Source organism: Mesorhizobium sp. M7D.F.Ca.US.004.03.1.1 (assembly GCF_003998635.1).
Lineage (GTDB): Bacteria > Pseudomonadota > Alphaproteobacteria > Rhizobiales > Rhizobiaceae > Mesorhizobium > Mesorhizobium loti.
Genome location: NZ_RZQG01000094.1, coordinates 1 through 11,583, shown reverse-complemented (window position 1 = coordinate 11,583; position 11,583 = coordinate 1). Strand labels below are relative to the sequence as shown.

Below are 11,583 nucleotides of genomic sequence, written 5' to 3'. Positions count from 1 at the left end.
CCAGCGCATCGTAGCAATGGCCGCGCATGGTGAGCTCGACCGAATCGGCGATGACCTCGCGCGACACCAGCGACGACTTCATGCCCTGGTGGCCCATGGCGATGCCGTCGGTGACGGTGATGGTGCAGAATTCGCGCGGCGTGCCGCTGGCGGCCGCGACGCCTTTCTTGACCACCTGCGCCTGACGCATCAGCGAGATGTTGCAGGGTGCCGCCTCATTCCAGCAGGACGCGACGCCGACCAGCGGCTGCGCGATCTCGGCCGCCGACAAGCCCATCGCATAGAGATAGGAACGGTGCGGCGCACGCGCCGGACCGACGGTCACATAGCGGCTGGGGAGCTTGGCCTTGGAAACGACTTTGGCGTCCATACTCTTCCTTGCCGCGGGCGGTGCGGCCTGCCCCATCGCCGAGCCTTTTGGCGCGTGTCCCGAGACAAGATCGAGGTGCGCCGGGTTTATGGCGGGAAATGGGCGATTTCTTCAGCCTGACTTCTAGCGCAGGGGGTGTTCAGAAAATGTTGCCAAAACGCCACAATCGCACGAGGCGAAAGCGGTGCGGCTAATATGCAACGCCGCTTGGATGAGAGGATCGCAGGCAATGCCAGCTCAATAGAAAAGGCCGGGCGTTGCCCGGCCTTTCGTCTAAATTTTCAAAAGCTTAGAACTTGATCTTGAGACCACCGGAAATCGCAGTGACCAGATCATTGCCGAAATCGTAGCTGACGTCAGTGCCGGCTGGATAGCCATTGCCATCAACCAGCACTCCAGAATGGCCGCTGGTTAGCACTCCGACAGCGCCGGCGAGACGCAGTTCGATATTGGGTCTTGGCGTGTAGGCAACACCGCCGCCGAACGTCCAGGTATCGGTCTGGTCGCCGTAGCCATGCGACGTGCCACGATCCCACGAAATCTGCGCGGCGCCGCTCCATTGCTCATTGAATTGGTGACCAATGCCGGCGGTAACCGTCCAACCATCACGGTACATCAGGTCGAGCGACGTCAACCTGATCGGATATGGGGAAACCGTTGTGCATCCAAGAGGCTTGGTCGCCTGCGAGCAAATCGGAACGCTCTGCAGCACACTCCAATTAACCCATTTGATCGAACCGAAGGCGAGCCAACCGGGCGCAATGCCAGACTGCAATTTCAGTTCCAACGAATCCGGCATCGACTCCGTCGGAGCATAGATGTCAGCGATGCTGCCACCGATGTTCAGAGTACCCGCGATATTGTCGAGCTTCACCTGCGAATTGTAGACGAGGCTGGCGCGCAGCGCGATGTCCGGAATTTCGTAGGCGATGCCGGCGCGCCAACCCCAGCCACTGCTATCGAGATCCACCCGGCCAAGCGTAGTGCCTAGAGCCGGGCTGGCATAGCTCTCCTTGAAGCCATAGACCTCCTGGTAGAACACGCCGCCAATAAAGCGAAGCTGCCCCTTGCCGACATCCATCTTGTAGGAGCAGGTGCCAGCATAGTTGTTGCTTTTGATTTGGGTGTTGATGTTGGAATAGGAGCCGTTCCAGATGCCGGGGTTGGAACTGGCCCCCCATGGCTGCGAATAATCCACCAGACAGTCGACATCATGACCAAGCGAGGCCTTGAAGCCAACATAGGGCACCCAGTAGCCCTCGGTGTTACGGGCCGAGCTCTTGCCCGTCAGCCCTCCACCGGATGTATCCACCGCGTTTTTGAGATCACGTTGCGGCATAACGTAAGTCGCACCAACGTCTGAAGCGAACGGTGCCGGATCAAACAGCAGGTCGATGTCGTAGCCACCGCGCTCCAGGCCGCCGGCATGCGCCGGGCCGATCGCCGTTCCGATCAAAGCCAGCGAAAAGCACCCTGCCCCCAGCAGCGCTTTCAGACGCAGATTGTTCATGAGTCTCTCCCCGAATTCGAGCACAACCCAAGCAAGAACCAATTCGCCTAGGTGACGCAACAACGATTTCAAGGGGCGTACACGTACATATTCGCGGAGCGCATTTTCAACCTGATGCCACCGAGTCTAAAAGCACCCGTCTGCGCGCATGCATTGGCAAGAAACCAAGGAAAATCCGCCCGAAACCGCTCAAAAATGATACCTTCGATAGCCGGCCTGCCCGCTGTTACATTATGGCAACAATACGGCAAAAACTTCCGCTTACGTCAACAGCAACGCACCGGAGTGCCCCGTTTGAAGGTTCTTCGAAGTCGGCAAGGCAACAAAAAGGCCGGGCGGTGCCCGGCCTTTTTAACATACAAAAGAGCTTACCACTTCAGGGCGTAGCCCAGGTTCAGCGCAACAGCATAGCCAGCCTTAACGGCCTGGTTCCCGGATACGCCCGGAACTTCCGCGTATTGCGTCTCGGTTGCAGATGTCAGATAGCTCAAACCAACGCCGCCGCGCAATTCTCCGCCGATCCCGTCCTTGTAGGAGCCGCCGATGCCGAGCGTATAGGTGTCGCTCGTCAGATCCCAACCAGTCCCAACGCCCTGATCCCAGGTCAGGCTGACAAGACCAGAGAGGCGCTCCGTAAACGCGTGCCCGACGCCGCCGGTGACGGTCCATCCGTCCTTCCAGTTATAAGTATCGATAGTGTTGGTTATGGGGGAGTTTACGATCAACGCCTGCTGAACGCTCCAGTCCATCCATTTCACCGAACCAAAAGCCAGCCAGCCAGGCGCGATGCCAGACTGAAGTTTCAATTCAACACTCTGGGGTAGATTGCCGGTTCCCGTGGCAGGCGCCGTCGTGTCCAAGCCATTGGCGGCGGCGAGATAGGCTTGCTGCAGCGTCGCTGCTGCTTGCGCACCCAACTGCTGGGCAAGCGGTATATTGCCCTGCCCCAGGGCAGCTACAGCGGCTGCCTGCAATTGCTTGGCCTGCGCACCCAGCAATGCCGCCGTCGGCACGGTCAGGTTCCCGTCTGCACCATAGCTGGTTCCGGACCGGTACATAAGTTGAGCCCGCAAGGCTATCTCAGGAATGTCATACGCCACCCCGAGGCGATAGCCATAATCCTGCCCCGCCAGCTCGAGGTTTGCATTCGGCAGCACGACGTTACCCGGAAGAGAACCAAGCGCATTCACTCGGTTGTAATCAAGATTTTCGACAAACCCACCGCCCAGAAGCCACAGATTGCCGCGTCCAAGGCTAAATTTAACGCCGCAGGTCACCGCTTTTTCGTTGGTGGTAAACTCCTCGGCCAATTTGCCGCTCACCTTCGGGAAATCATAAGTGGTCGAACCACCATTGTTGTCGACCATGGTCCCGGCGCAGCGGAAATTGTCGGTGAGATTGAACTTCACCGCGGCGGACGGGATAACGTAATCGTCTGTGTATTCAGTGCCGACGAGCGCTGGATTCGGGTTCTTGGTGAATTCGCGATGCGGCGAAACATACGTCACGCTTGTACGCATGTTGAAGTTGCCGTCTTCAAAAATAATGTCGGTGTCGGCCGAGCCGCGCGAGAAACCGCCAGCGTGCACTGAGCCCATCAAAGCCAGCGAAAAGCACCCTGCCCCCAGCAGTGCTTTCAGACGCAGATTGTTCATGAATGTCCTCCCCGAATAACTAGTGCATCGAGCTAGAACCAATTCAGGTTAACGGTGCAACAACGAATTCTAGAAGCGTACACGTACAGTTGATCAGAGTGCGTTTTCGGCAAAGTTCCGACGTTCCCCATAAGACCGAAAACTCGGCATTTGGGTGCAAATGGATCAGTAAAATCGGCAAATTTGTGCAAAACGGCTCTAGAAGAGGGTGTTTTGCGGGGTATACGGCCCCATTGTTACATTATGGCAACAATGGGGCTAAAACTTCCGTTTACGTCAACATTAACGCAACGGAATGCCTATTTTCCAGGCAAAATACCGCCATTTCAGAGAGAACTAAAGTCTCTCGAATCCACCCTCAACCGGCATCGCGAACCCTGGTCAAAGCCACCGAAAGCTTGTCCTGCGCGTCGCGATATTCGGCGAGCTTTTCGCGCTCGGCTTCGACGATCTCGGGCGGCGCGCTGGCGACGAATCTTTCGTTCGACAGCTTCTTGTGCAGGCGCGCGATTTCCTCGGTCACCTTGGCCAGTTCCTTCTGCAGCCGCGCAGCCTCAGCGGCAAGATCGATCAGGCTGCCGAGCGGCAGGCAGATCGTCGCCTCGTTGAGCACGATCTGGGCCGAACCCTTTGGCGCGACATCGGCGAGCGAGATGTCGCCGACCCGCGCCAGCCGCTTGATCGCAGACTCCTCGCGAACGAGCCGTTCACGTGTCACATCATTGGCGCCGACGACGACGAGCGGTGCGATGGCTGCCGGCGGCACGTTCATCTCCGAGCGCACGGAGCGGATGCCGGAGACAAGGTCGACCAGCCAGTTGATGTCGGCAGCAGCCTCGGCATCTTCGAAATCTGGCGACGGCCATGCAGCATGGCACAGCAGTGAGGGGCGTTCCTTGCCTTCGCCTGCGGTCTGCGCCCACAATTCCTCGGTCATGAACGGCATCATCGGATGCAAAAGCTTGTAGATCTCGTCGAGCACGAAGGCGACGCAGGCGCGGCTTTCGGCCTTGGCCGCCTCGTCGGTGCCCATGAACACCGGCTTCAGCAGTTCCAGATACCAGTCGCAGAACAGGTTCCAGACGAAGCGGTAGGCAGCGCCCGCCGCCTCGTTGAAGCGGTATGAGGTGATGCCGTCCGTGATTTCACGCGCGGCCCGCGTCAGCTCGGTCAAGATCCAGCGGTTGACCGCCAGCTTGGCGTCGTTCAGCCAGAAATCGTCATTGCGCGCGACCTCGTTCATCTCGGCAAAACGCGTCGCGTTCCACAGCTTGGTGCCGAAATTGCGATAGCCGGCGATGCGCGCCGGGTCGAGCTTCACGTCGCGGCCTTGCGCCGCCATCACCGTCAGCGTGAAGCGCAGCGCATCGGCGCCGTATTCGTCGATCAGGTCGAGCGGGTCGATGACGTTGCCTTTCGACTTCGACATCTTCTGCCCGTTCTTGTCGCGCACCAGCGCATGGACATAGACGGTGTGGAACGGCTCCTCGTCCATGAAGTGCAGGCCCATCATCATCATGCGGGCGACCCAGAAGAAGATGATGTCGAAGCCTGTCACCAGCACGTCGGTCTGGTAGTAGGTCTTCAGCTCGGGCGTCTCATCGGGCCATCCCAAGGTCGAGAACGGCCACAGCGCCGACGAGAACCAGGTGTCGAGCACGTCCTCGTCACGGGTCAGGATCTCACCTGGCTTGTAGTTCTCGAGCTTGTCTTCGACCCAGGCCTTCCATGGGCCTTCCAGCGCCAGATAATATTCGATCGCCGCGCCCAACGCCTCTTCCTCGGTCTTCTCGACGAAGACACGACCGTCCGGTCCGTACCAGGCCGGGATCTGGTGACCCCACCAGAGCTGGCGCGAGATGCACCAGGGCTGGATGTTCTCCATCCAGTCGAAATAGGTCTTTTCCCAGTTCTTCGGCACGAAGTTCGTGCGGCCCTCGCGCACCGAGGCGATCGCCGGCTTGGCCAGTTCCGCCGCGTTGGCATACCACTGCTCGGTCAGGAACGGCTCGATCGGCACGCCGCCGCGATCGCCATGCGGCACCGCGTGGCGATGCGGTTCGACCTTTTCGAGGAAGCCGCCTTCGTCCATCAGCTCGACGATCTTCTTGCGCGCGACGAAGCGATCGAGGCCGTCGAGTTCATCCCAGACCGCCTGGCGCTCCGGCGTCACCTCGAGACCGGCGAGGAAATCCTCATTGTCCTTGAGGCTCACCGCCGCTTCCGTGGTCAGGATATTGAGCGCCGGCAGCTTGTGGCGCTTGCCGACCTCGAAGTCGTTAAAGTCGTGCGCCGGCGTGATCTTGACCGCGCCCGAGCCTTTCTCCGGATCGGAATACTCATCCGCCACCACAGGAATCTTGCGGCCGACGATCGGCAGAACGATGTTCTTGCCGACCAGATGCCGGAAACGTTCGTCGTCGGGATGCACCGCGACGGCCGTATCGCCCAGCATCGTCTCGGGGCGTGTCGTCGCCACGGTGATGAAGGTTTTCGGGTTTTCCGGGTCGAAGACCTGGCCCTCGATGGGATAGCGGAAGTGCCAGAGATTGCCGTTGACCTCCTGCTGCTCGACCTCGAGATCGGAAATCGCGGTCAACAGTTTGGGGTCCCAGTTCACAAGGCGCTTGTCCTTGTAGATCAGCCCTTCCTTGTAGAGCGTGACGAACACCTCGAGCACGGCCTTGGACAGGCCTTCATCCATGGTGAAGCGTTCGCGTGACCAGTCGGCCGAGGCGCCGAGCCGCTTCAGCTGGTTGAAGATCGCGCCGCCGGATTCGGCCTTCCACTCCCACACTTTCTCGATGAACTGCTCGCGGGTCAGGTCGCGGCGATGGATCTGCTTCTCCATAAGCTGCCGCTCGACCACCATCTGCGTGGCGATGCCGGCATGGTCCATGCCCGGTTGCCACAAGACATTCTTGCCACGCATGCGCTCGAAGCGCACCAATATGTCCTGCAGCGTGTTGTTGAGCGCGTGGCCCATATGCAGCGAGCCGGTAACGTTCGGCGGTGGGATGACGATGGTGAAGGCCTCGGCCCCCTCCTCGGCCCCGGCACCGGCGCGAAACGCGTCGGCCTCTTCCCAGACTTTGGCGATCTTCGGCTCGACGGTTTTGGCGTCGTAGGTCTTTTCAAGCATGGGAAAATGGTCCGCGCTGTCGGGAGTTTTGCTGGTCCGGTGTAAATCGGAAGGTTTTGGCCAAGTCAACCGCCGCGGCTGTCTTGGACCCTAGACGTCAAATAGGCATGGCCATGATCCGATCAAGGAAGACCACTTGCAATCGTCCTTCAAAGAAAGCAGCCACTTGTTGCCTGGGAAAAGGGGGGCTTGACCGCCTTGACCGCCAAGCGTCATCCCAATACCGTACCAACGCTGCTGTAGGGCGCATCGGCTTCCGGCCGGAGGGGCATTGCCCGCCTACGCCACCTCAACCCGCAATGCGCCCATGCCAACGCTCGAACACCACAAGAAACAGGCCAAGCTCTATCTCAAATGGCACCGCGAACGGTACTATCCCGTCGCCGCTGTGATTGGATGGATTTTGCCGCGTTTCCGCAATTTGACCGATAGTCAGATCCTCGATCACGGTTTCAAGCTTGCCGATGCCCAGGAACTGGTTGCCAGGAAGTCAGGCTTCGATAGCTGGCAGGCGCTGAAGAAAGGCCCTCAAACCGTGACTGACCGCATAGCAACAGATGTCGCAAAACCGCACCTCGCCTTCGCCGAGCCGCAGCTCTTTGTCTCCGATATCGAAGCAGCCTGTGATTTCTACCGGCGAATACTCGGCTTCAAGACACGCTTCACCTATGGCGAACCGCCCTTCTACGCACAGGTGTTCCGGGACGGTGCGCGGCTCAACCTGCGCCATGTTGACAAGCCGCCTTTCACCAACAGCCACGGCGACGATCTGCTGGCGGCGACGATTGCCGTCGACAACATCAAGGCGCTGTTTCTGGAGTATCAGGCAGCGATGGCCCCTTTCCACCAGACATTGCGAACCGAGCCGTGGGGCGCCCGCACGTTCATCGTTAGGGATCCCGACGGAAACCTCGTCTGCTTCGCCACCAGCGCGAACTGACCTCACCAAAGAGAAACGGCGCCACGAAGGCGCCGTTTCTCCTGGGCAATCGGTATGGGGACTACTGTGCCCCGCGCGCCACGCGCTCAATCTCCTCGCGCACCAGCCTTTCGACCAGTGTCGGCAGATTGTTGTCGAGCCAATCCTGCAGCATCGGCCGCAGCATCTCTTCGGCCATCTCGTCGAACGTCTTCTTGCTGCGGCTGGCAAACGCATCGGAAAGCTCACCAAAGGCCGCTGCGACCTGCCGGCCGGTGTGCTCGGAAACGATCGCCGGACGCGGCGCATCGCTGGCCGCCGCCGGCCGCACCACGCTTGCATCCGGACGAGACGGCTCGACGACCGGTTCCGTGGCCGACTCGTCCCTGAGATTGTCCACCGGTGGCTGGGCAACCGTCTTGCGGACCTCGCCCGTGTCCGACACCGCCCTCGGCTGCTCACCAACCGCGGCGATCTCGCGCCGCCAATCGGCGACGGGGGCCTCGGTAGCAGGGACAGGACACGGTGCTGGTGCATCGACCGCAGCCGGCTCGGCGGCAACGCGGGCGCTGACCTCGGCAAGTGTCATCGTTGGCTTTGCCGGGGCGGGATCGGGGCGCACCGGCGTTTCCATGCGCGCGATCACCGGCTCGGCCGCCGGCAATTGTGCCTGGACCTCCGCCAGCGTGACCGGCTTCCTGACCTCGGGAGCAGCATGCAGGTCGGCACGAAATGCTTCGACGTCGGGGGCTGCGGCGGCGCTCGACGCCGGCTCCAGATCTTGGAGCAGTTCATCGGCATCGCCCGGCTGCTTGCGGCCGCCGTCGCTGTCCTCAATGATCCGCCTGATGGAAGCCAGTATCTCTTCCATGGAAGGTTCGCGCTGTGCGCTACTTGCCGTTGCCATCGTCACATCCGCCGCCTTTGTGACCCCTGTGGGTTTCCGTTCCGGCAAAGCCGGATCGAATCATGGCGACAGCGTAACCGACAGAGCGCCGCACGAGAATCCCCAATCTGGGGACTTGTGGGATTTCAACAGATAGCGCGATCCCGAACCCAAGAGCAGCGGAGCCAAAAGAGCCCGCTCAAACAGGGAGACGGCAAAGCCCGGGCCGAACGCCCTCAGCGGCCGTCCGGCGTGCGCAGGCCGTACCACTTGTCCTTGACCGCGTTGTAGTGCTCTTCAGGCTTGTATTTCGTCACCTGCAAGCCAAGCCGGTCGACGGACAGACGGCCTGTCGCCTGCAGGATGGCGTAGCTCGCCACCACCACATCATGCTCATAGCCAGCCTGGTTGATCTGGGCGGTGATGACCGTCGCCTGCGCGTTGAGGACGTCGAGCGTGGTGCGCTGGCCGACATTGCGTTCTTCGATGACACCGTTCAGCGCCAGCTTCGCGGCCTCGATCACTTGTCTGTTGGCCGTCAGCTGCTGCTGCGCGGCGGTGTACTCGGTCCAGGCGGCGGTAACGGCCTGGCGGACCTGGTCGCGGCTGACGTCGACCTCGATGCGAGCCTGGCTGAGCGATTCCTTGTCCTGGCGCACGATCGCCGAGGTGCGGCCACCAGAATAGATCGGGATGGTCAGCGTTGCCCCGACACTGGCCGAATTGGTGGTGCCGTCCTGCGAACTGACGCCCGGCAAAGGCGAGGTGTTGCGATAGGCGCTTGAAACGCCGGCGGAAGCCGACAGCTGCGGCAGCAGCGCACCTTCAGCCGATTTCACAGAAAACGCGGCGGCATCGACCAGGTGTTGGGTGGCAAGGATGGCCGGGTGCTCGTTCGCGGCCACCCCGACGGCGGCGGCGAGGCTCGACGGCAACAATTTTGCAACCGGCGAAGCACCCTTGAGCTTGCCCGGTTCGTCGCCGACGATCTGGCGATAGCTTGCCGCACTTGCCAGCGCCTGCGCCCGGGCAGCACTCAGCGATGCCACTGCGGCGGCCCGCGAAGCGTCGGCCTGCGCGACGTCGGTGCGTGTGCCTTCGCCAACCTCGAAGCGCGACCGCGCCGCGCGCGCCGTTTCGGTCAGGAATTGCAGGTTCTGCTCAGTCAACACGGCGACCTGCCGGTCGCGAATGACGTTCATATACGCTTGGGCAGCAGTGAACAGGATGCCCTCTTCAGTGTTGCGCAGGCTTTCGACCGACGCACGGACCTGCGCTTCGGCGGCAGCGACATTGTTCCTGGTCTGAAAGCCGTCGAACAGCGTCTGATTGATCTGGACGCCAAAATTGCCGGTGGTCAGTCGCACGCTTGAGTTGGTGCCGTTGAGATGGCTGCTCGAATAGTCGATATTCGCCGAGCCGGTGACAGTCGGGCGCCAGCCCGACTTGGCGATGGCGACACCCTCATCGGTGACACGGACGCCGGCGCGGGCCGAATTCAGCGAAGAATTGTACTGATAGGCCTTTGCAAGCGCGCCGGAGATGGTTTCGGCCGAAGCGGCCAATGGGGATAGCATGGTCGCCGAAACGAGGACGGCGGTGAAAAGTGACTTTCGTACAGACGGCACGGTTAAACCCTCATTCGTTTTCCATGGGAACCGCGCCGCCCCAGCTTCTCCTTTGAGCAGCTGTAGCGGCGTGTTTCATGTTCCCTGCTGCTCAGCCCCAAAGTGCCCCCAGTCTGGGATCAGCAATGATCGTTCAAATGCAAGCGACCATGACAACGTCTCTCCTGCAAGGCAAAATCATTCAGAATTCGAAGGCGCGAATACGTTCGAACCCCGGTAGTGGCTTAATTGCCGCATTAAACGCGCGTCTTCCGGTTACAACCCCCCCGGCTTTGAAAAAAAGTCGGGCCACGCCGGAATTACCCTGTCCTTCGACGGCGACGAGTCGGCCGCCTTCGGCAAGCTGGTCGAGCAGCGGGGCCGGCACTTCCGCGACACTGCCGCCGATGAAGATGACGTCATATGGCGCGTTGGCTGCATACCCTTGCGGCAACGCCCCCTGAACGACGGTCACATTGCCGCAGCCAAGTGACGAAAGCGTCGATCTAGCGGTTTCGGCCAGCGCCGAATCGCTTTCGAGCGCCACTACGGATCCGGCCAGCCGCGACAGGATGGCCGATGCGTAGCCCGTGCCGCACCCGACATCGAGCGCCGAATCGGTCGGGTTGATCTCAGCCAGCTGGATCAGCTTGGCGAGCGGCGAGGCTTCCATCAGGTAGCGCGCGCCGTCGGCGCCGGCGGCAATGCGGATGTCCTCGTCGATATAGGCGAGATCGCGCTGGGCGGCGCCGACAAAGACCTCTCTTGGCACGACAAGCATGGCGTCGAGCAGCGGCGCGCTGGTCACATCGGTGGTGCGAACCTGGCCGTCGACCATCTTGACGCGAAGCTCGGAGAAATCAGCGCTCATGTCCCAACCAATCCGCTTGCCGCGACAGAACCGCGGTTCATTGTGTCAGGAACTTCAGGCCCCTGCGCTGCTGCGCGGGGGCCCGGGCATTGGAGGCCTCGCCCGGAATCGAACCGGGGTGCAAGGATTTGCAGTCCTCTGCGTAACCACTCCGCCACGAGGCCTCGTTGCTCCCGGCGTTCCACCCGGTTCCAATAGGTTGCGGCGAAAATGCCGTCAAGCGGCGACCGTGCATTCCGAACGGTTTCCTCTGCACCAGCGCGGGGAGCATCCGTCAAATCCTCATTACCCAGGCAACACAACGGCATATTAGCGGATTGTTAAGCATGGCTTGTCGTCGGAAGAAACGCATCCACGGCCCATGCGTTGAGCACGCCAGGAGGCAAAGCCATGCATCAGGCAACGGTGGCAAAAGACAAGAACGCGCCGGCCAGCCTGTCTCTGCCGCAGTGCGGAGAGCTTTTGCACTACGCCATCGATCGCCTGTCCATCGAAGGTGCGGGCAGCCTGTCGCCGCACGACAGGGCAAGGCTTGCCTCAGCCGCGGCAATTCTCAAACAGATCTGTGAGGCACTGGAAGAGCACGCTGGACGCTAAGGCGCGTGATCTTGCGATATCGGCCG

The 11,583-nt window shown here is 60.9% G+C and carries 9 protein-coding genes and 1 tRNA gene; 2 read left to right on the top strand and 8 right to left on the bottom strand.

Annotated elements, in window-relative coordinates; genetic code table 11:
- The 4 genes from EN935_RS08605 to EN935_RS08590 all read right to left on the bottom strand — a co-directional run.
- Positions 1–370: dihydroxy-acid dehydratase (locus EN935_RS08605; RefSeq protein WP_206534504.1), on the bottom strand; the 370-nt coding region annotated here is incomplete at its 3' end.
- A 289-nt stretch (positions 371–659) separates the two neighbouring features.
- Entirely contained in the window at positions 660–1,880 is a 1,221-nt protein-coding gene (locus tag EN935_RS08600) for an OmpP1/FadL family transporter (protein ID WP_109668838.1), read from the bottom strand.
- A 368-nt stretch (positions 1,881–2,248) separates the two neighbouring features.
- Positions 2,249–3,535: an outer membrane protein transport protein gene (locus EN935_RS08595; RefSeq protein WP_109668836.1), complete on the bottom strand. Its 1,287-nt coding sequence runs from the start codon at positions 3,533–3,535 to the stop codon at positions 2,249–2,251.
- Positions 3,536–3,893: 358 nt separating this feature from the next.
- On the bottom strand, positions 3,894–6,677 hold the full coding sequence (locus EN935_RS08590; protein WP_127263119.1) for a valine--tRNA ligase: 2,784 nt from the start codon (positions 6,675–6,677) through the stop codon (positions 3,894–3,896).
- A gap of 307 nt (positions 6,678–6,984) precedes the next feature.
- On the opposite strand from EN935_RS08590, the gene EN935_RS08585 reads away from it, so the two are divergent.
- Positions 6,985–7,617: a VOC family protein gene (locus tag EN935_RS08585; protein ID WP_127263118.1), complete on the top strand. Its 633-nt coding sequence runs from the start codon at positions 6,985–6,987 to the stop codon at positions 7,615–7,617.
- 61 nt (positions 7,618–7,678) lie between these two features.
- On the opposite strand, the gene EN935_RS08580 is transcribed toward EN935_RS08585, so the two are convergent.
- From EN935_RS08580 to EN935_RS08565, 4 genes are all read right to left on the bottom strand, one after another.
- On the bottom strand, positions 7,679–8,503 hold the full coding sequence (locus EN935_RS08580; RefSeq protein WP_127263117.1) for a PopZ family protein: 825 nt from the start codon (positions 8,501–8,503) through the stop codon (positions 7,679–7,681).
- A gap of 215 nt (positions 8,504–8,718) precedes the next feature.
- Entirely contained in the window at positions 8,719–10,110 is a 1,392-nt protein-coding gene (locus EN935_RS08575; protein WP_109668830.1) for a TolC family outer membrane protein, read from the bottom strand.
- A 181-nt stretch (positions 10,111–10,291) separates the two neighbouring features.
- Complete coding sequence (locus tag EN935_RS08570; RefSeq protein ID WP_127263116.1) at positions 10,292–10,960, bottom strand: protein-L-isoaspartate O-methyltransferase; 669 nt, start codon at positions 10,958–10,960, stop codon at positions 10,292–10,294.
- 90 nt (positions 10,961–11,050) lie between these two features.
- A tRNA-Cys gene (locus tag EN935_RS08565) sits at positions 11,051–11,124 on the bottom strand.
- Positions 11,125–11,350: 226 nt separating this feature from the next.
- On the opposite strand from EN935_RS08565, the gene EN935_RS08560 reads away from it, so the two are divergent.
- Positions 11,351–11,557: a hypothetical protein gene (locus EN935_RS08560; RefSeq protein WP_127263115.1), complete on the top strand. Its 207-nt coding sequence runs from the start codon at positions 11,351–11,353 to the stop codon at positions 11,555–11,557.
- The last annotated feature ends 26 nt before the right edge of the window (positions 11,558–11,583 follow it).

What these genes read in the sequence shown, in the direction of transcription:
- EN935_RS08595 (WP_109668836.1), bottom strand. Translation starts at nt 3,535, where the DNA reads ATGAACAATCTGCGTCTGAAAGCACTGCTGGGGGCAGGGTGCTTTTCG.
- EN935_RS08580 (WP_127263117.1), bottom strand. Translation starts at nt 8,503, where the DNA reads ATGGCAACGGCAAGTAGCGCACAGCGCGAACCTTCCATGGAAGAGATA.
- EN935_RS08600 (WP_109668838.1), bottom strand. Translation starts at nt 1,880, where the DNA reads ATGAACAATCTGCGTCTGAAAGCGCTGCTGGGGGCAGGGTGCTTTTCG.
- EN935_RS08570 (WP_127263116.1), bottom strand. Translation starts at nt 10,960, where the DNA reads ATGAGCGCTGATTTCTCCGAGCTTCGCGTCAAGATGGTCGACGGCCAG.
- EN935_RS08585 (WP_127263118.1), top strand. Translation starts at nt 6,985, where the DNA reads ATGCCAACGCTCGAACACCACAAGAAACAGGCCAAGCTCTATCTCAAA.
- EN935_RS08590 (WP_127263119.1), bottom strand. Translation starts at nt 6,677, where the DNA reads ATGCTTGAAAAGACCTACGACGCCAAAACCGTCGAGCCGAAGATCGCC.
- EN935_RS08560 (WP_127263115.1), top strand. Translation starts at nt 11,351, where the DNA reads ATGCATCAGGCAACGGTGGCAAAAGACAAGAACGCGCCGGCCAGCCTG.